Source organism: Bacteroides sp. D55t1_190419_B8 (genome assembly GCF_015558905.1).
GTDB lineage: Bacteria > Bacteroidota > Bacteroidia > Bacteroidales > Bacteroidaceae > Bacteroides > Bacteroides vicugnae.
Window position 1 is genome coordinate 24721 of record NZ_JADMOU010000010.1, and the last position, 21631, is coordinate 46351.

Annotated in this window: 18 protein-coding genes and 1 tRNA gene; all 19 read left to right on the forward strand. The window is 38.7% G+C overall.

All coding sequences use genetic code 11. The annotated features are described in order from the left end of the window. Positions 1 to 65 precede the first annotated feature (65 nt). Positions 66 to 1916 (forward strand): HAMP domain-containing sensor histidine kinase, encoded by a 1851-nt coding sequence (locus tag I2I13_RS10980; protein WP_195649503.1) that lies wholly within the window; start codon positions 66 to 68, stop codon positions 1914 to 1916. After that, entirely contained in the window at positions 1913 to 3871 is a 1959-nt protein-coding gene (locus I2I13_RS10985; protein ID WP_195649504.1) for a HAMP domain-containing sensor histidine kinase, read from the forward strand. Before I2I13_RS10980 ends, I2I13_RS10985 begins: the two co-directional genes overlap by 4 nt. A 39-nt stretch (positions 3872 to 3910) precedes the next feature. Beyond that, positions 3911 to 5233 carry an MATE family efflux transporter gene (locus I2I13_RS10990; RefSeq protein ID WP_195649505.1) on the forward strand — a complete coding sequence of 441 codons (1323 nt, stop codon included), beginning with the start codon at positions 3911 to 3913 and terminating at the stop codon, positions 5231 to 5233. 104 nt (positions 5234 to 5337) lie between these two features. Continuing rightward, the gene (gene ffh, locus I2I13_RS10995; RefSeq protein ID WP_148364744.1) at positions 5338 to 6660 is read left to right on the forward strand and encodes a signal recognition particle protein; all 1323 of its coding nucleotides are present in this window, start codon (positions 5338 to 5340) and stop codon (positions 6658 to 6660) included. 156 nt (positions 6661 to 6816) lie between these two features. Next, positions 6817 to 7698 carry a bifunctional methylenetetrahydrofolate dehydrogenase/methenyltetrahydrofolate cyclohydrolase FolD gene (folD, locus tag I2I13_RS11000; protein WP_148364743.1) on the forward strand — a complete coding sequence of 294 codons (882 nt, stop codon included), beginning with the start codon at positions 6817 to 6819 and terminating at the stop codon, positions 7696 to 7698. After that, entirely contained in the window at positions 7695 to 8843 is a 1149-nt protein-coding gene (locus tag I2I13_RS11005) for a CapA family protein (protein ID WP_195649506.1), read from the forward strand. The genes folD and I2I13_RS11005 overlap by 4 nt, the downstream gene beginning before the upstream one ends. Before the next feature lie 64 nt (positions 8844 to 8907). After that, positions 8908 to 8983 (forward strand) — tRNA-His (locus tag I2I13_RS11010). A 143-nt stretch (positions 8984 to 9126) separates the two neighbouring features. Next, complete coding sequence (locus I2I13_RS11015) at positions 9127 to 10422, forward strand: phage integrase SAM-like domain-containing protein (protein ID WP_032852014.1); 1296 nt, start codon at positions 9127 to 9129, stop codon at positions 10420 to 10422. Positions 10423 to 10522: 100 nt separating this feature from the next. Continuing rightward, positions 10523 to 12616, forward strand: coding sequence for a hypothetical protein (locus tag I2I13_RS11020; protein ID WP_004304333.1), 2094 nt, complete (start codon positions 10523 to 10525; stop codon positions 12614 to 12616). 25 nt (positions 12617 to 12641) lie between these two features. Beyond that, positions 12642 to 14279 (forward strand): hypothetical protein, encoded by a 1638-nt coding sequence (locus tag I2I13_RS11025; RefSeq protein WP_229065800.1) that lies wholly within the window; start codon positions 12642 to 12644, stop codon positions 14277 to 14279. A gap of 260 nt (positions 14280 to 14539) precedes the next feature. Then, complete coding sequence (locus I2I13_RS11030) at positions 14540 to 14809, forward strand: hypothetical protein (protein WP_004304335.1); 270 nt, start codon at positions 14540 to 14542, stop codon at positions 14807 to 14809. A 94-nt stretch (positions 14810 to 14903) separates the two neighbouring features. After that, a complete protein-coding gene (locus I2I13_RS11035; RefSeq protein ID WP_004304336.1) occupies positions 14904 to 15791 on the forward strand; it encodes an AAA family ATPase in 888 nt (295 codons plus the stop codon). Then, complete coding sequence (locus I2I13_RS11040) at positions 15757 to 16842, forward strand: DUF3871 family protein (protein WP_004304337.1); 1086 nt, start codon at positions 15757 to 15759, stop codon at positions 16840 to 16842. The genes I2I13_RS11035 and I2I13_RS11040 overlap by 35 nt, the downstream gene beginning before the upstream one ends. Positions 16843 to 16850: 8 nt before the next feature. After that, positions 16851 to 17306: a JAB domain-containing protein gene (locus tag I2I13_RS11045; RefSeq protein ID WP_004304338.1), complete on the forward strand. Its 456-nt coding sequence runs from the start codon at positions 16851 to 16853 to the stop codon at positions 17304 to 17306. 942 nt (positions 17307 to 18248) lie between these two features. Further along, the gene (locus tag I2I13_RS11050; RefSeq protein ID WP_004304339.1) at positions 18249 to 18884 is read left to right on the forward strand and encodes a hypothetical protein; all 636 of its coding nucleotides are present in this window, start codon (positions 18249 to 18251) and stop codon (positions 18882 to 18884) included. Between the two features lie 11 nt (positions 18885 to 18895). After that, positions 18896 to 19318: a hypothetical protein gene (locus I2I13_RS11055; protein WP_004304340.1), complete on the forward strand. Its 423-nt coding sequence runs from the start codon at positions 18896 to 18898 to the stop codon at positions 19316 to 19318. A 2-nt stretch (positions 19319 to 19320) separates the two neighbouring features. Beyond that, positions 19321 to 19713 carry a hypothetical protein gene (locus I2I13_RS11060; protein WP_130060911.1) on the forward strand — a complete coding sequence of 131 codons (393 nt, stop codon included), beginning with the start codon at positions 19321 to 19323 and terminating at the stop codon, positions 19711 to 19713. Between the two features lie 3 nt (positions 19714 to 19716). Then, positions 19717 to 20115: a hypothetical protein gene (locus I2I13_RS11065; RefSeq protein WP_004304342.1), complete on the forward strand. Its 399-nt coding sequence runs from the start codon at positions 19717 to 19719 to the stop codon at positions 20113 to 20115. 16 nt (positions 20116 to 20131) lie between these two features. Continuing rightward, complete coding sequence (locus I2I13_RS11070; RefSeq protein ID WP_004304343.1) at positions 20132 to 21118, forward strand: leucine-rich repeat domain-containing protein; 987 nt, start codon at positions 20132 to 20134, stop codon at positions 21116 to 21118. Positions 21119 to 21631: the final 513 nt, after the last annotated feature.

Below are 21631 nucleotides of genomic sequence, written 5' to 3' on the forward strand. Positions count from 1 at the left end.
TTGTAATCTTCACTCTTTTTAGTTCTTTTGCAGATAAACTTACAAGCAAGCAATTCTTATATCAAGTGAAAAAATACAGACGTCATATAATTGCAATAGTCGTAACCGTATTAATATCGGTCACCTTATATGCAGCACGTACAAATTCAGATCGTCTTTCTTTATTACAACCTTTACTTGAATATAATCATCCATTCAGTCCGGACATCCCTATCGACAGCATCATTGCCTGGGAAAAACTTTTAGAACCGGAATTACAAAAGAAACAACAATATCCACTCCTATTTCAAATAAATTTGCTGACCGTTCAGGCCTTGATAGCAGAAGGCAACATCAGTCTTGCCATCAATCAGGCCAACCAGATGTACCAGAAAGCCAAAGAAATGGATTATCCTCTGGGGACAGCACTCGCATTACACGCCATTGGAAATACTTATTTAAGTTCATCAACGCCACAAGCCGCCATCGAATCATACAGGGAAGCATTAGAAGTGATCCGGAAAATCCCTCATGCCAGCCAATATGTCAAAACAATTCTGCCCCAACTCATTCTGACCAAGCTCAAATATCATCAAATGACAGATATAGAAGACAATATCCGGGAACTCGAATCTGTTACTGACAAAGGCGGGAATCCACAAGACGACTTTCATCTAGTTTACTGTCAGGCATTCTACCGTATTCAGACACACCATCTTCCCGAAGCATTAAACCACATACAGCAAGCCAAGCAAATCAGTCAGCAGCATCTGTACCCATATTTTCATTTAATGATTAAATACTTGTACTCTTGCTACTACACTGAATCTAAAGAGTACATTCAGGCATTAACCACACTTGATGAATTACTTTCGCATACGAGAACTACCAACTCATACACATCCTTGCAAGTACAAAAGGATCGTGCCCACATACTTGCCCTGATGGGAAAAGGCAAGGAAGCATGTGAAGCCTATGAAATATTCAATACGTACAAAGACTCTTTGGACGCAATGAATTATATTCGCCAAATCAACGAATTACACACCCTCTACCAAATAGACAAAAACGAACTGGACAACTTAAACAGACAGAAGACAATCCTTTTCTGGAGTTGGTTTACCATCCTATTCATTGTCATACTGATTGTATTTTTCATCCTTTTGGTCAAACGAGGGAATAAAAAACTGCGCCAATCACAACAGGAGCTGGAAAAAGCGAAAAAGCAAGAAGAAAATTCCATCCGGGCAAAGAGCCTTTTCCTTTCCAACATGAGCCATGAAATTCGGACACCACTCAATGCGTTGTCCGGCTTCTCCTCTATCCTAACGGAAGAATCCATCGACAACGAGACCCGGAAACAGTGTAGCGATATTATTCAGCAAAATTCAGAACTGTTACTCAAGCTGATTAACGACGTAATCGACTTGTCCAGTCTCGAAGTGGGCAAGATGAAATTCAAATATGAGCGGTGTGATGCAGTAGCAATATGCAAAAATGTTATCGACATGGTTGAGAAAATAAAACAGACAAATGCAAACGTCCGTTTTTCAACCTCTCTCCATTCATTAGAACTGACGACAGACAATGCAAGGTTGCAACAATTATTAATCAACCTTCTCATCAACGCAACCAAATTTACTCCGCAAGGCTCCATCACCATGGAACTGGAAAAACAGACAGAAGATATAGCACTGTTTTCTGTGACCGACACCGGTTGCGGTATCTCTCCGGAGAATCAGAATAAAATATTCAACCGTTTTGAGAAACTAAATGAAAATGCTCAAGGCACAGGACTCGGCTTGTCTATCTGCCAACTCATTGTCGAACAGCTGGGCGGCAAAATATGGATTGACTCCAATTATAAGGAAGGAGCCCGTTTCCTGTTCACACACCCTATTTACCATGAGCAACCAGGAAAGGAGGAAGCCGAATGAAACAAGTCCTGCTCCTGTTCCTTCTATTATGCTGCGCCTTCTTCACCGGAAAAGCCAGTACCGAGATTGTTTTGGAATCAGATAGCCTGATAAAGGTGTTGCAAACGTTACCATACGATACGACACGGCTGAATGTTCTTAATAAAATCATCAGAATAGAACAAAACAACCAGCAATGTATCCAATATTCAGATGTATTAATGAAAGAAGCATTGCAACTGAGAAACGACAGATACGCCGGTCTGGCCGCTTACTACCATATCTTATACTATTACAATCGTAATAATCAAGACAGTGTAGCGAAATGGCTCACCATAATGGAGCCTCATGCCCGGAAATCAGATTTATGGAATTACTTCTTTGATGCCAAACGTTTCCAGATAGATCTGTACACATTCAACGAACAATATGAACTTGCTATCAACGAATCTCAAAAGATGCAACAGCAAGCCTCCCAAAGGAATAGTAACCGGGGGAGTATAGCCGCCTATCAATGCCTGAGCAATGCATATATCGGCAGTCAGCGCTGGGATAAAGGAATAGAAGCATTGGAGACTGCCTACCAGCTACTCACCCCGACAGAAAATCCGGTGGTCCGTATCTCAGTATTATCACAGTTAGTATCCGTTGTCAAAGAAAAGAAGGATAATAAAAAACTACTCAAATATCTGCAGGAACTGGAAAACACCCTTCATAACCATATCAGTGCGAACCCATCTTTAAAAACGGGGTTTGCCGATGTATATCTGTTCAATGAACTGTTCTACAGCTATTATTACCTGAATACCCATCAGCCGCAACAAGCTTATGAACATCTTGTAAAATCTAAAGAATATCTGGATGAGAATACTTATTTCATGTATAAAGTACTCTATTTCGACACATTTGCCAAATATCACCAAGCAATTGGAGACTACCAACAGGCATCGGATTATATCGACACGACACTGACGATGTTGAAGAAAGACTTCACAAGCGACTATGCCGAACAGCTACTCGAAAAGGCCAGAATATGGAAACAGGCAGGGCAAAGCGAAAAAGCCATCCCTCTGTATGAGGAGGCACTCGCCATCAAAGACTCGACAGCCACTGTACTCTCAAACAATCAGATGGCACAGATACAGAGCAAATACAATATCGAAAAAACAGAACTGGATCAAAAAAGGGAAAACAACCGGCTCCAGCTCACCTATCTGATCTTTATATTTGTTATCCTGCTTCTGCTTTTTATCTTTATGGCGCGACTCTTTATGGTACGGAAAGCACTCAAATACGCAGAAAACGAAATCCGGAAAACAACAGAAAACGTGCGGAAAACCAATGAAATAAAAAATCGCTTCCTGTCCAACATGAGCTATAACATCCGTACCCCGCTCAACAATGTAGTCGGTTTCTCACAACTCATAGCCAGTGAACCCAACATAGACAAGGAAATAAGGCAAGAATACTCAAACATCATCCACAAAAGTTCGGAGAAGTTAATGAGACTTGTCAATGACGTTCTCGACTTATCCCGTTTGGAAGCCCAAATGATGAAGTTCCAGTTGCAAGACTATGATGCCACTACCCTATGTAAGGAAGCATGTTGCATGGCGCAGATGCAAAACGAGAAAACAGGTATCCAGATTGAGTTTTCCAGTGAAACAGACGCTCAAATCCATACCGATATAACACGACTGACGCAGGCCTTGCTTAGCGCACTGGTATACCCGCAAGAACAAAGACAAGCACGAATCATCCGATTCACATTAAACCGGGATGAAGATATGCTCCGTTTCCGGATCACTAATTCACCTTTGGCAGACCATGCATTCGTATCACAGGAAACCATCATCCGGCATGATATAAACCTGTTATTGCTAAAACATTTCGGAGGAAACTATCTCGTCAACGATAAAACTCCCGAAGGTCCGGAAATTGTTTTCATCTACCCCATCGTTTCCGAATCGAAATAAAGCACTATCTTTGCAAAGTGTAAACTTAAACACTTAATTATGTACACCAACAAACAGATTTGGAGTGTCAGTTATCCGATACTACTAAGCTTGCTGGCACAAAATGTCATCAATGTCACCGACACAGCATTCCTCGGACACGTAAGTGAGGTAGCCCTTGGAGCATCGGCTATGGGCGGGTTATTCTATATATGCGTATTCACCATCGCATTCGGATTCAGTACCGGTTCGCAGATAGTCATAGCACGACGCAACGGCGAAGGACGCTATTCGGATGTCGGTCCCGTCATGATTCAAGGAGTCATGTTCCTGTTCGTGATGGCACTGCTGCTATTCGGATTCACCAAAGCATTCGGCGGAAACATCATGCGTTTGCTGGTTTCTTCAGAATCCATCTACGAGGGAACGATGGAGTTTCTGGACTGGCGTATTTACGGATTCTTTTTCTCGTTCATCAATGTCATGTTCCGGGCATTGTATATCGGCATTACACGCACTAAAGTACTAACGATCAATGCTATCGTCATGGCATTAACCAATGTAGTACTGGACTACGCATTAATTTTCGGAAAGTTCGGTTTGCCGGAAATGGGTATCAAGGGAGCGGCTATCGCCTCCGTACTGGCAGAAGCTTCCTCCATTCTCTTTTTCGTCATTTACACATACCTCACCGTCGATTTGAAGAAATATGGTCTGAACCGTCTGCGTACATTCGACCCGGCATTGCTGATGCGGATACTTAGTATCTCCTGTTTCACTATGCTGCAATATTTCCTGTCAATGGCTACCTGGTTTGTATTCTTCGTAGCCGTAGAACGGTTGGGACAACGGGAACTGGCGATTGCCAATATCGTCCGGAGTATCTACGTCGTACTGCTGATTCCGGTCAATGCATTGGCTACTACCACCAACAGTCTTGTCAGCAACGCCATCGGTGCGGGAGGTATCCAGCACGTGATGCCGCTCATCAATAAAATTGCCCGGTTCTCCTTTTTCATCATGCTGGGATTAGTAGCAGTATCAGCATTATTTCCAGAGTTCCTGCTCTCCATCTACACCAGTGAAGCGGCACTCATTACGGAATCCGTGCCCTCAGTATACGTTATTTGTTGCGCCATGCTTATCGCATCTGTAGCCAACGTGGTGTTCAACGGCATCTCCGGAACAGGAAATACACAAGCAGCCCTGTTGCTCGAAACAATTACAATCATCATCTACGGGTCCTACATAGTTTTCATCGGAATGTGGCTGAAAGCACCGATTGAAATCTGCTTTACAATTGAGATTGTGTATTATAGCTTACTGTTGATCACAAGTTATATTTATCTCAAAAAAGCAAAATGGCAAAATAAAAAGATATAAATACAAGAGATTTTTGTACATTTGCAAGCTCAAATAAAGAGTAGACGGAAAAGTCTCTCTTTTGCCCAAGTAAATTGTAATTAGTAATTCGTAATTAAATAACTATGTTCGATAATTTAAGTGAAAGACTAGAACGGTCATTCAAGATTCTGAAAGGTGAAGGCAAAATCACCGAAATCAACGTGGCGGAGACGCTGAAAGACGTACGTAAAGCACTTCTCGACGCCGACGTAAACTACAAGGTTGCAAAGAATTTCACGGATACAGTGAAAGAAAAAGCGCTTGGCCAGAACGTTCTTACGGCTGTGAAGCCAAGCCAGTTGATGGTGAAGATCGTGCATGATGAACTTACACAGTTGATGGGTGGAGAGACAGCCGAGATCAATATCGACGCCCGTCCGGCAGTTATCCTGATGTCAGGTTTGCAGGGTTCGGGTAAGACCACTTTCTCCGGTAAACTGGCACGGATGCTGAAAACCAAGAAGAACCGTAAGCCATTATTGGTCGCTTGTGACGTTTACCGTCCGGCAGCTATCGAACAGTTGCGTGTATTGGCAGAACAGATTGAAGTACCGATGTACTGTGAACTGGACAGCAAGGATCCGGTAGAAATCGCACAACACGCCATTCAGGAAGCCAAAGCCAAAGGATACGATCTCGTTATCGTCGATACAGCCGGACGTCTGGCAGTAGACGAGCAGATGATGAACGAGATCGCCGCTATCAAAAAAGCAATCAACCCGGACGAAATTCTGTTCGTGGTAGACTCCATGACCGGTCAGGACGCTGTAAACACTGCTAAAGAATTCAACGAACGTCTGGACTTTAACGGTGTGGTACTGACCAAACTCGATGGTGATACCCGCGGTGGTGCGGCTCTTTCTATCCGTTCGGTAGTGAACAAACCGATTAAATTCGTAGGTACAGGTGAAAAACTGGAAGCAATCGACCAGTTCCACCCTGCCCGTATGGCCGACCGTATTCTCGGTATGGGTGACATCGTTTCATTGGTAGAACGTGCTCAGGAACAATACGATGAAGAAGAAGCCAAACGCTTACAGAAGAAAATTGCCAAAAACCAATTCGACTTCAACGACTTCCTTAGCCAGATTGCACAAATCAAAAAAATGGGTAATCTGAAAGACCTAGCTTCCATGATTCCGGGAGTAGGAAAAGCAATCAAAGACATTGATATTGATGACAATGCTTTCAAGAGCATCGAAGCCATTATTTATTCCATGACTCCGGCAGAACGTTCCAACCCGGAAATACTGAACGGTTCACGCCGTACGCGTATCGCCAAAGGTAGCGGAACGACTATCCAGGAAGTAAACCGCCTGCTGAAACAGTTCGACCAGACACGCAAAATGATGAAAATGGTGACTAGCAGCAAAATGGGTAAGATGATGCCTAAGATGAAAAAGTAATCATTCAATAGATCCAAATCTAATGATAAGTAAGAAGAGGGAGTTTCGGCTCCCTCTTTTTTTATACCACTCATCTCTTGACAAAAATTCCAATCCCTTTGGAGAGTTCAGTTATTTATTTTACTTTTGTCCATCACCAATAAATACTCTGAAAATATGACTCTGATAGACGGAAAAGCAATTTCCGAACAAGTAAAACAAGAGATTGCAGCCGAAGTAGCCGAAATGGTGGCTCATGGCGAAAAACGCCCGCACCTGGCCGCTATTCTTGTAGGACACGATGGTGGTAGCGAGACTTATGTAGCTGCCAAAGTAAAAGCCTGTGAAGTATGTGGATTCAAGTCTTCCCTCATCCGTTATGAAAGTGACGTGACCGAAGAAGAACTGCTTGCCAAAGTACGTGAACTGAACGAAGACAACGACGTGGACGGCTTTATCGTACAACTTCCCCTACCCAAACATATCTCCGAACAGAAAGTAATCGAAACAATTGATTACCGTAAAGACGTAGACGGTTTCCACCCGATCAACGTAGGCCGTATGTCCATCGGACTTCCATGTTACGTATCTGCTACTCCCAACGGCATTCTCGAATTGTTGAAACGTTATAACATAGAAACTTCCGGAAAAAAATGCGTCGTACTCGGACGCAGCAATATTGTCGGCAAACCGATGGCTGCCCTGATGATGCAGAAAGCCTATCCGGGCGATGCCACAGTAACCGTATGCCACAGCCGTAGCAAAGACCTGGTAAAAGAATGTCAGGAAGCTGATATTATTATCGCTGCTTTGGGACAACCGAACTTTGTAAAAGCCGAAATGGTGAAAGAAGGCGCGGTAGTTATTGACGTAGGTACTACCCGTGTGCCGGATGCAACCAAGAAATCCGGCTTTAAACTGACAGGTGACGTAAAGTTTGACGAAGTTGCACCGAAATGCTCATTCATCACTCCCGTACCGGGCGGTGTCGGACCAATGACGATTGTATCGTTAATGAAAAATACACTCTTAGCTGGTAAGAAAGCTATTTATCAATGAGACATACCCTGTTTCTGATGATTTTGCTTCTCTCTTTGTCCTGCACCTCCCGGTCGCAGGCAAAGAGAGATTCTATCATTGACACCCTATCGGACGGACTTTCCGACAGCATCTTACCCACCGACACCCTACGCCTCCTTTTTGTAGGTGACCTCATGCAACATCAGGGACAAATCAACGCTGCACGAACATCGACCGGTTATGATTACTCCACATGCTTTGCGTATGTCAAAGAAGAGATAAAAAAAGCCGATCTCTCTATCGCCAACCTGGAAGTGACATTAGGAGGCAAACCTTACAAAGGTTATCCTGCTTTCAGCGCGCCGGACGAATTTCTGACCGCAATTCACGATGCAGGTTTCAATGTTTTAGTGACTGCCAACAACCACAGTCTCGATCGTGGTAAATCCGGACTGGAGAGAACCATTCAATTAATAGACTCTTTAAAGGTTCCACACGCAGGCACGTATATCAACGCTGATGAACGCGAAAAGAAATATCCTCTTTTATTAGAAAAGAACGGATTCCGCATCGCTCTGCTCAACTACACGTATGGAACAAACGGCATCCCCGTTACCTCTCCTAATATCGTGAACTATATCGATACAGCCATCATCGCCAAAGATATTGAAGAGAGTAAAGCAATGAAGCCGGATGCCATCATAGCTTGTATGCATTGGGGAATCGAATACCAGTCACTCCCGGACAAAGAGCAAAAATTCCTCGCCAATTGGCTGATTGAAAAAGGAGTAAACCATATCATCGGCTCCCATCCTCACGTAGTTCAACCCATCGAAGTTCGTACAGACAGCCTGACGAATGACAAACATCTCGTAGTCTATTCGCTGGGAAATTATATTTCCAATATGTCCGCCCGCCGCACTGACGGAGGACTGATGGTAAGAATGGAATTAGTAAAAGACAGCACTGTCCGCCTCAATAATTGTGATTATAGTTTGGTATGGACAGCCCGTCCCATTCAATCAGGAAAAAAAAATCATCAATTGCTCCCTGTCAATTTGCCGATTGATTCAATTCCTTTACAAGCACGTAACTCTCTGAAAATCTTTGTAAATGATGCGCGAACCCTTTTCAGCAAGCACAATCGGGGAATAAAAGAATATACTTTTTTCGAAAAAAAATAGCAGAATCTTTTGGAGATTAGAAGATAATATCTATCTTTGCACCGCGTTAGAGAAACGCAGACATGGTGGATGTAGTTCAGTTGGTTAGAGCGTCAGATTGTGGTTCTGAATGTCGCCGGTTCGAGTCCGGTCTTCCACCCTTAGGTAAGTCCTTGTAAGTTAGAAACTTATGAGGACTTTTTCTTTGGTAGTGGGGTATCATTCAGGTGCTAAATCTGGTATAAAATAACCTGTTAAAGTCCAATTGTTGGCTAATTGTTGGTGGAAAAATACAATACCTAACATGCTGACATTCAAGGCAGAAATCAGAAAGAATGAGATGAAAGTTGGTGGAACTTTCAATGTGAAGATTAGAGTAACCTATAACAGAGAGGTTAAGAGGTTGGCTACTCATATCTTTGTAAGAACAGAAGACCTGACTAAGGACTTCAAGTTAAAGAATCCAAAGTACATCAAGGAAGCTGACAAATTGGTCAGATACTATGAAGAGTTATGCATGGGGCTTCCATTAGAGGCTTCCAATTTAACCTTAAGTGATGTACTTGATTATATCCAGAAAGAGAAGGAAAAAAATACTCCTATTGACTTTATCCAGTTCTGCAAAGACTGGTTAACAACTACAGAGGTCAAAGGTAAGAGGAATTATCAAACTACCCTTAATACCTTCATTGCCTTCTTAGGAAAGGATAAACTGAATACCAACCAAGTTACCAAGTTGTTAATGATGGAGTTCATGGAATACCTTCACAAGAAAAGGGCTAAACAGGTGGCAGAACTCCAGAGGAAAGGCAAGAGAATACCTTCCAATAGAATGGTATCTTTATATATGGGGAGTATCAGGCATCTATTCAATGAAGCCAAGAAGAAGTATAATGACTATGACAGGAATGTCATTAGAATACCTAATTCACCTTTTGAGAATTTGGATATACCAAAGCAAGAAGCAACTAGGAAGAGAGCATTATCAGTAGAGTTAATCAAGAAGATATGGGAACTGCCTTATATCATCAATACCAATGGTAGGGAAAGGTTGTGTCCTTTTAACTTAGCCAAGGATTGTTTCATTCTCTCCTTCTGCCTAATAGGGATAAACTCTGCTGACTTGTACAACTGTACTGAAATGGAAGGTGGTTCAATTACTTATTACAGGACTAAGACTACAGACAGGAGACTTGACAAGGCTAAGATGAAAGTAGATGTTCTTCCTATCCTGTTACCTCTAATGAAGAAATATGAAGATTACACCCAGAAGAAGGTGTTCTGCTTCTATCATCTCTATTCTACTTTCAAGAACTTCAACAGAGCCATCAATCTTGGGCTAAAGCAGATTGGCAAGATACTCAAAATTGATGATTTGGAGTACTATGCTGCAAGGCACTCATGGGCTACATTAGCTGTTAACAAGGTAGGTATTGATAAGTACACTGTTCATGCTGCATTGAATCATATTGATGAGACTATGAAGGTCACTGACATCTACATTGAAAGGGACTTTAAGATAGAGAATGAAGCTAACAGAAAGGTGATTGAATATGTATTTAGTAACCATAGTGAGTTATCTTGTCCAGAAGTGAAATAAGTTTAACACAAAAGAACCTCTGTAATTGATTGAATTATGGAGGCTCTTTAGTATATTTGTTCACTTACAATCTATATACTAACTACAAACTAAGTGAGATATGAGCAAAGAAGATGAACTGGCAAAAGAACAAGCAGAAGTAGTACCTAATACCTATGGTGACTTACATGATGCACCTGTAGAATATATTGGAGAAGGAGCAGGCATTAAAACCATACCTCAAGACACAGTAATAACTAGTTTGGATAACTTACTATTTGGCAGAGCACCAGAAGTAATAAGAGAAGAAGTCAGTGACTCCTTCTGGAATCTGGCTGACTTCATAGATAAGATGCCTCATGGTATTGTAGACAAGAAGATACCAGGTATTGGAGCTACTACACTTGAGATAAACTCAAAGAGAAACTCAATCATAGTCTTTCCTACTAAGGCTCTGGCTTATGGCAAACACTCAAAGCATCCTAATACATTATATGTAGGTAGTGAGATTAAAGGTGAAAAGGTCACTAATCAGCAGATTGAGGAATACTTGGCTAAAGATGGATACAAGAAACTTCTAGTAGTTGCAGACAGTCTAGGTAGACTATTAGGTATCATAGGAAAAAACTACAAGGACTACTTCCTTATGATTGATGAGGTTGATGTTCTCCAGACTGACAACAACTTTAGACCTCAATTGGAGAATGTGATTGACTACTACCTTATGTTCCCATCAAAGAACAGATGTATGGTAACAGCTACTATGAAGGAGTTCAGCAATCCACACTTAAAGACTGAATGTAGATTTCCTATAACATGGCAATACAATACCCATAGAAATATAGACTTACTACATACAGACAATATCACACAGGCTGTCATAGAAAAGGTTATCTCTCATCCTACAGAGAAGATATTCATTGCCTATAACTCCATACTCCAGATAAGGAATATTATAGCATCACTAGATGAAGAAACCAGAAAGGAATGTGCTATCCTATGTAGTGAGGCATCCATAAAGGAAGCAGGAGAATACTTTGCACCCAAATTAGGAGACAATGATACCTTACCTGCTAGGATTAACTTTGCCACCTGTTGCTACTTCACTGGTATAGATATAGAGGATAGTTACCATCTAATCACTGTATCAGATGTAAGAAGAAGCCACTCAATGTTAACCTTAGATAGGATGACACAAATACATGGTAGATGCAGAAAGGTCAATGGGATACTTAGTGAAACTATCATATATAATACCTTAGGATATGTATCAGTAATGGAAAGTATGGATAGCTATACAGTCACCCTCTTAAATAAAGCTAAGAAGGTGCTCAAAGTAATAGAATCAGCAGATAATATCATGCAAGGTGACCATACCCTAACTGATCTGTTTGCAATGGTCAAAGAAGCCATAAGAGAGAAAGCACAAGAAAGAATTGCGGGAAATGAGTTAATTAACTTGACTAGAAAGGATATATATGGAAAGGATGTACCTGCCTACCTCAACATAGACTACATCATTGAAAGAACCGAGTTATATGCCTCATACTTCATGCCTGAAACACTGAAAGAAGTACTAAGTAAACAGGTTAAAATCATTAGCTACAAATCCCTGAAGTATGATGTATCCCCAGAGCAAAGTAGCATAGAAAAGGCTAATAAGGATGCACAGAACAAACTAACAGACAGCAATATCCAAGATGCCATAAAATACATCAAAACATTATCAACCACAGGACAGTTGAATGATAATACCTTGTACTCATATACTAGACATTGCAGAAGTAAAACTAAGATATTCTTAGAGAGATTCATCAAGCTATATAGGTATGTTGACCTTGATAGTCTACTACATCAACTATGGGAAAGTAGGACAAGTAACAGTGTAGTCTTCAAGAACCTCAATAATACAGTCATGTACTGGGCACTAGATGAAGAGCATCCTTTCAAAGTTGCTATAAGAAGAAGTCTCACCTTAAATAAGAGCTATTCAGCAAGTGAGATACAAGAGATATTAGCTCCTATAGTTCAGTATCATCTACACAAGATACTGAAACCTAGAAAATATGTAGCCCTATTGAGAAGCATATATGCCACTGACAGGACATCTAGGAATAAGTACACCATCAGAGAAGAGAATCCAAGAGGTTTTAAAGAACATACTGGCAGGATAGCTACTAAGGAAAATAATTTGTTAAAGTTATTTGTTTTATAAATTTCCCATCATAATGGATATAAGTATGAGTAATTTAAATTGGAATGAGTTTGAAATAGTTTGGGAAGGATTTAAGCAAGAGTTGCTTAGGGTAATTGCTTCTCAACCTTCTGGTAAGAGAATAGGTTCAGCTTTGCCTATTAACATTAAACATAGTGGTTACTTTGCTCTCATACCAGAGAACCTAGACCTAAATGCACATTTAGAGCAATATCCTCTTACTGACTACAAGTTTGTTAATGACCACGGACATATTAAAACTGTTACCACCACTGGTACACTAGGTGCTTACTTTGACATAGAGAGGTTGATTTATATCATGGGATTAATTAGCTCTATTCCTTCTATCAAGAAGGATTCCATAGATGAAGAAGGTTATGTATCAATTAATGCAAAGTACCTTAGGCACTTCTTCAAAGACTATCTAAGCTATCTTGATTACCTTATAAAGACAGGAATACTAATCACTGATAACCAATATATCAAGGATGAGAAGTCTAAAGGTTACAAGTTTGCTCCTGCTTATGATAGTGTTCCTCTGGTCAAGTATGTATATCAGTCAGTTAGAGAGCAAACAGTTCAAATAGAAGCTGTTCCTCAAGAAGTATTCAATGAGTCCTTAGGAAAGTTTACATTTAATCATCTACTGGAGTATCCTTATTTATCACATTGGTATGAGCAAAAGCAATTAACAATCAATGCAGACTTAGCCAGACAATATGCTTATCAAATGATGACAGAGAAGTTCAATGGGGGATATGAGTCATGGGACTCCAACAGAGATAAATGGTGTAGGAGTAGAAATACCTTTTGCAAAAAGTATCCTAGAAGTCAGTATAATGCTGCAATACATAATATTGAATCTATAGCTTGCTATGATTACAAAGCTAAGATTGACAGCAATGTCCACAGGTTACATTCAGTTATCACCAATATACAGAAGGACTACAGGCACTTCCTCTTGTATGATGAACAACCTTTAGTAGGAATTGATATAGCTAATAGTCAACCTTATCTACTGTGTCTATTGTTCAATCCTATATTCTGGGAGAAAGACTCTAATACCACTTTGAACATAGGAACACTTCCAACTAATATCCAGTCCTTATTCTCTCAAGAACACTTTGTAGAGATTAGAGATTATGTAAGTTCATTGACAGCAGAAGCACTCCAAGAGTATAAACAAATAGCCTCTGAAGGTAGAGTATATGACCATATTATGAGTCTGATTAATAGCAGGAGAAATACCACATTAGACAAGAAGAATGTCAAAACCATGATGTTAATAGTATTCTTCTCAAAGAATAGATACTACCATCAACAAGGAGCAACCCTTAAAAGATTATTTGACAATACTTACCCCGAAATATATTCACTAATAGCATTAGCCAAAAGGGACAATCATGCTGCCTTAGCCTGCCTATTGCAATCAATAGAGAGTGAAATCATTCTCCACAGATGCTGTAAAAGGATATGGAAAGAAAGCAATCATCAAGTTCCTGTATTTACTATCCATGACTCCATTGCTACAACAACTGAACATGTTGAATGGGTGAAAGGTATCATGCAAGAGGAGTTAACCAATGCAATAGGGATACCCCCAACTCTCAAGGAAGAGCAATGGAACTTAAGCCAAGTTGGACATCCTCAATACTTATACTAACTAAGACTCTAAGCATAAGACAAAGAGTATACTTATTCCCCTGTTTTCCCACCAGAAGACAGGGGCTTTCTATATCTGTACATAACTAATATATAGCACTCCCTACTGTCATCTGATATACTGTCTCCCTGATATTTTTAATTTTTATTTTCAATTTCTGTAAACTTGATACCTACAAGTGCACTCTAAGTCACAAAGTCTCCCTCCCCTTACCTTAAGAGTGGGATATCCCCCTCTGCAACAATAATAAAAAAACAATTATGGAAAAGTTAAAGTTCTTAGAGACAGTGACAGTAAATGAGTTCAAGGCTCAAAAGGGTGTAAACAAGATTGAGATTAAGCAGAATCCTCATACAGGTAAGTGCTTCTTTGTTTATGGCTGTGAAACAGGTGCAGTTAGTGACAAGTTCATCAATGGAGAGGTTACCAATCCTGTTATCTCTCAAGTATGTTCACCTGATACAGGTGACATGTTTTATATGCTGCATCAGAGAGGTGAAGGTGGAGCTATGACATTGGCAACTCTATGATGGGTGTCAATGTTGACCTCAAGGAGGCAAGTTTATTAGGACTTGCTTCCTTTTTTCTTTATAGACTGTGTATAACAATTAACCCTATTCAGATATGTTGAACTTAAGAGTTTCATCCAAGAAGCAGGCTAAGATTAAGCTTGCTCTACAAGGCTGTGCAGGTTCAGGTAAGACCTATTCAGCATTACTTTTAGCTTATGGTTTATGCAATGACTGGACTAAGATAGCCATCATTGACAGTGAACATGGAAGTGCAGACCTTTATGCTCACTTAGGTGCTTATAATGTATTAAGTCTAAGTGATAACTTTACACCTGAAACTTATATACAAGCTATTGAAATATGTGAAGGTGCAGGCATGGAAGTTATCATCATTGACAGCATCTCACAGTGTTGGGATACCTTGCTTGAGTACCATGCAGGATTACAAGGTAACAGCTTCACTAATTGGCAGAAGGTGACACCCAGAATCAATGCTTTTATGCAGAAAGTATTGCAGTCTGGAAGCCATGTAATATGCACTATGAGATGCAAACAGGACTATGTTCTAAGTGAGAAGAATGGCAAGATGATACCAGAGAAAGTAGGACTAAAAGCAGTCATGAGGGATGGCATAGATTATGAGTTTACCATAGTCTTTGACATCAACATGAAGCACCAGACTATTGCATCTAAAGACAGGACAAACCTGTTCATAGGTAAGCCAGACTTTACCATTACACCTGCTACAGGACAGATCATATTAGATTGGTGTAATGATGGTGTCAATCTGGAGATGATAAGGAGTAAGATTAACAGCAGTAAGACCATTGAAGAACTGACTGCTATTTACCATCAATATCCTGAATGGTATCAACAGTTAACATCAGACTTCATGCAGAAGAAAGCAGCACTTCAGGTACAAAAGAATCAACCAACTATTAACTATACCCCTAATTACATTAGATATGGAAACAATGCAGTTGCAGCCAGTCAGAGCTAATCTGATATACCCTAATAGAAATAAGGCGGATAACCCTTATATTCAAACAGTTGAGCCAATAGAAATCATTAACACAGGCATTGTATCAACAAATCCTGTAGAAGCTGAACCAATAAGCACCAGAGAAGGCAATAAGTTACCTTTTATTGAAGCTAATACAAAGGAAGTCACTATGCAGTACCTCAAGGAAGAATGTATTACACCTGTGTTCTCTAAAGATAATGAGGTTACTATATCACACTCCAGTTTCATTGAAACTGTATGGGATGCAGCTAATAAGGTGTTCTCCAATGAGAGAATAGAAGAACCTGCCATCAGGGTAAGCCATGTTATCAAAGGCAGAATACCGGAAGCTATTCATAAACCAGTGAATCAACTACTGGAATCAGATAAAACCATTTACTTTGAGAGAATGATGTTCTGTTTTGAGATACCTACCATATATGAGGATATTGCAGGTAACAGACTGAATTTAACCATAGGTGGAGTTAGGGCTTATAACCATGAGAACCTCTACAGCAAGAAGGGTGCAGAGAAGTTCAAGGTATTCATAGGTTTCAAGAACTTAGTCTGCTGTAACATGTGTGTATCAACAGATGGTTACAGGTCAGAATTAAAGGTTATGAGTACTGCTGAACTATTGAATGCAGTGATGAGGCTGTTCCAAGAATACAATATAGCCCAACACTTGTATTATATGTCAGCTTATGAGGATACCTATATGAGAGAGTCTCAATTTGCCCAGTTCTTAGGCAGATGCAGATTATATCAGTTTCTTCCTATTGACCAAAAGAAGAAGTTGCCGCAAATGCTGATGACTGATACCCAGATAGGATTAGTTGCCAAAGCATATTACAATGATGATAACTTTAGCACCCTTTTGGACAGCAGGGAAATCAGCATGTGGAATGTGTACAACTTACTAACTGGAGCTAATAAAAGTAGCTACATTGATAACTTCTTGGACAGGTCACTTAATGCCACCCAATTGGCAGAAGGACTTAATAAGGCTTTATATGGTGAAAGTGAATATAGTTGGTTCATTAATTAGTGCATCTCATGAACAGTATAATGAATGTGGCAGAGGTTCAATTGAGCTATAAAAGTAATGTCAAATCATCAACTAGATACAAGATAAATAGTTCACAGGATGCCTATGAACTATTGACAAAGTACTTCCCTGATGACACAATAGAATACAAGGAAAGCTTTAAAGTAGTACTACTTAATCAGTCTAACAAGGTACTGGGTATAGTACCTATTTCAGAAGGTGGAATCTCCGCAACTTATGTAGATGTAAGGCTGATATTACAAGCTGCATTGCTGGCTAATGCAACACAGGTAATATTGGCACATAATCACCCTTCTGGAAGCATGAAACCCAGTACTCTGGATGATGCTTTGACTGAAAAAGTAAGGAAGGGGGCTGAACTCATGGAAATTCATGTAGCAGACCATATAATCTTAAGTCCAGAGAAGGAATATTACTCCTATCATGATGAAGGAAAGCTATAAACATTTAACCTTCTAAGGTCTACAATATCCTACCTTCTATTAAATCTATCCCCCTCTGCTGTTATTATACCATTATGATGGGAAATTTCTCCTGTCTCACTTTCTTGCATATTATATATACAAAGTAAGTGATGCAGAATGGCAAATCAGGGGATAGTTTTATAGAGGTTGACTGCCTCTTTTAATATAGGTTGAGGGTATTTGATTACAGGGTAAAGAGATGTACTGCTATAATAACTTAACCACTTGAGGTTCGGTGAAGTATGTAAACGTGAATTGCATTAGTAGTTAGTAAGTTGGATTAAATAAAATATTGATTGAATTATGTGTGAGATTATCTTGATTCTAGTGGGATTTATCCTCACCAGTATGATACTTAAGGATTAAGAGGTTATATACCTCTTACTATGTGATTTTATTGTTGTTGATAGCCCTAGTTCTGTAATGGACTGGGGCTTTAACTAGTGTATATATGACAGCATTAGATATGATATTACAGTGGCTATTATTGATAGTAACTGGTGCTCTATTTATCAGTTTTGCATATAGAAAGTGAATAATTAAGTCTACCTTTGTGCAATAAGGATATAAGCCTACACCTATGGTACTAATATGACTTGAAACCTATCAAATTATGATAGTCAGATGATGAAGTATGACTAGAAAGTTCTATCTTTGTAGCTGTATCAACTAAATGACAACTAATGAAATAGAAGTTTAACAAGACATATTAGATAAAGAAGTGTCAGCTTCTTACTTGTGACAGTCCTAAAATTACCACCTTGAAGACTAACAATCACAGCAGTAAGTAGTGGATACTCATACCATTAGGTGTGGGCTTCCCTTATATTGTGTGATTGTAGGTATGTGGTAATACCTTGGACTCCCAATAAGGTTAGGCTCACATCTTCTTTTTGTAGTATGGCTACAAAAGGAAATACCATGAAATATTATTATGTATTATTACTAACATTAGTTATTGTATCTTGTAACAGCAACCAACAGAAATCCTCCTCATCTAATAAGGAGACACCTCAACTTAGCACTGCCCAAGATTCAGTACCAGAAGGTTGGTACAATGAAACACTCACCCCTTATACAGGTAAAGATAAAGCTGAAAAGAATATGATCAGCCAAATGAATACCTATAATCAAGCCTTGTTGAGAGGAGATATAAATAATGCTTCCCTATACATATATCCTGATGTTATTAAATATTGTAAGAAGTACTATCCAGAATTATCTGATAGAGCTATTATACAAACCTTATATAAGGATATGTCAGAAATGTATCACACTTTAAAGACCACCTATGATGAGAAAGGCATTGATTACAACATCATAGTTAGTAACATAACTAACAGGGTAGCAGACAAGGAGTATATCATTATCACATTTGAAGTGGTAGGTGTACTTACACAAGGAGAGAAGTGCATTCACGACAACCCAGAAACTAATATAGGTGTATCACATAATAAAGGTAAGAATTGGACATTCCTTGCCCTTACTGATGATGTTCCTAATATATTAAGGATGAGGTTTGATGAAGAGATAATTAACAAAATAATGAATTACTAGAATTTAAAATTATGGAAATTAGGAATTTAAGCCAGGAGGAAGAGCAGAAGCTCTGTAGATTAAGGGATATGATAGTTTTAGCTTTGTCTGGAGATGGAATTTTATCAGCAGAAGAAGAGCTATGTATCAAAACTGTAATGACTATGAAATCTATAAAGTTAGACTATGTTGAATTGGTACTATCAGACCCTTTTGCTATCAAGGATAGTTATCCAACTACACATAAAGAGAAGCTAGAATACTTAGCAGACATAGTACAACTTATGATGTCTGATAATAAATGCCCCATTAAAGAAATAAAATACTGTGAAGCCATTTCAGATAAACTTGGTCTTAGCAGAGATGATTTGAGCACATGTGTAGAAGCTTGGTCTTTTGACTACCCAAAAGCAGCAGATGATTATGTTGCTAATGGTGGAATAATAGTGAGATGATTATGTGGTGGATAATAGTTATAGGAATAATAGTATTCATCATCTATAGACTTACCAAAGAGCATGATGAATATGTAGATAAACACATTACCAGCTTTGGTGGAATGAGGGTTAAGTACAAACCCCTAATAGATTACTTAATTGAACCACAAGGAGCTAGAATAGTTAAAGAAGCCAATGAATATATTGTTATATCTTCTTCTTGTTGGACAGTAAATATCAACTATTCTGCTGGAGATTTAATCATCTCTTTGAAAGGAAGCATGCCACTTATAGGGCAGTTCTCCAAGAAATGGACATATCCTTCAGGATACCCACAAGATAAAATGATAGAGGAAATGGAGAACTATATGACTTGGCTAATGGAAGAATATCAGAGACTAAGTAAAGGTTAAGATATGGAATATCATCTTTCCTTTGGATTACATAAAGCTAAATTGCCCATTATCCCTATTGAGATAAAGGAGCAATATCTTTGCTTCATCTTAGATACTGGAAGCACCTGTAATCTGATAGACAGTACTGTAGTAGAATATTTCAAGGATATAGTAGAACCAGTTGGTGACTATTGTATCAGTGGAATAGAAGGAACTAAGCACAAGGTAGATATGATTACTCTGCCTTTTAACTTTGAAGGTCAGGTTTATAAGCCCAGATTCTGTGTAAGACCCTTACTGGATGCTTTTAAAAGCATTGAGGATGAAAGTGGAATACAAGTACATGGACTAATTGGGACTGACTTTCTACTAGAGAACAAGTGGGTTATTAACTTTGAGAAATTAGAGCTTATATATTAAGAATCAACAAAGCATTATGAAAAAAGTATTTTTAGTGTTAGCTGTAGTTCTACTATGTGTAGGATGCAGCAAAAGTGATGAAAATGAACCTTTAACAGGGTATCCAGAGATGTCTGACCCTGATGATGTATGTACTGCTATGGATGATATAGAGTTTATGAAGTACTGCTATGAACACTTTGATGTAAACAAAGATGGCAAGGTATCTCCTGTTGAGGCTCAAGCAGTCACAACTATTGGTTTTGGTAATTCAACCACCAGTATAAGTGGTATATTAACTAAAGTAAAGTCATTAAAAGGAATACAACATTTCACAAATTTAACATCTCTAGAATGTAACTGTTGTTTCATACAATCATTAGATGTGTCTAAGAACCTAAAATTAACCTCATTAAAATGCAATAACTGTGGATTAAAAGATTTAGATGTATCTAAGAATAAAAACCTAACTCATCTAGAATGTGGTAACTTACTCATTATTGATGGTAATAATAATGATATAATTGATGAGGAGGATCTTGAATATATGAACACAATTAGGGAGTTAAATCTGTCTAATAACAAAAGTTTACAGCAACTAATCTTTAAAAATTTATGGTTTATTTCTAGCATTGATTTATCAAATAACCAAGAATTAAAGAAATTAGATTGTGAGCAAGCATCAATTTCAACATTAAATATATCTAAGTGTCCCAAATTAGTTGAATTAAACTGTGGACTAACAGACATACATATATTAGATATATCGAATAATTTTGAGTTGGAAAACATAAATTGTAATTATAGCAAAATTACAAGCTTAGATATATCTAACAATCAAAAGCTTAAATCACTGAGTTGCAGCTATACGGCAATTAGTACTTTGGATATATCTAATTGTCTCCAAATAGAAAAAGTATATTGCTATGACTGTTCTTTATCTAGTATAACTATGAAAAGAAGCCAAGATAGATACAAAATATTTGGATATGTAAGTGTAGGCAATGTCTACTATATTGACTAGAAGGTATCTAAAGTTAAATCATATAGGGATAATTGCAGTCTCTTATTAATTTCATTACTAACCATAGTCAGTTCCCATATGTAAGAAGAGAAAGGCAAATGAAGTATTTCAAGTAAGTTACTTTGAATACTTGCAACCCTGACCTTGTTAAAGCTCTGATAGGGTATTTACACTCATGCCTACTTATAATAAGATGAGTATCTATTGAATGACACTTTAAACTAATTAAGTTATGAAACAGAAGGAAGAAACTTAGCACATCTAAGTGCTATTGGTAGCATGATACTAGCATAATAGTAATGCAAGAAAAGCTCAACTACAACATAAAGCCAGAGATTGTTTGGAGAACCAAACATATTCACTATATTTGCATCAATCATTAAAATCAAAAGTAATGAAGAAAGCACCTTAGAGTTTAACAGTGATTAGCAGGTAAACCTGTTACACTGACACCATATAAAATGGTGGAGAAGCTAGCCAAATTAGTAGCAATACTATCATGTTGACTAATAG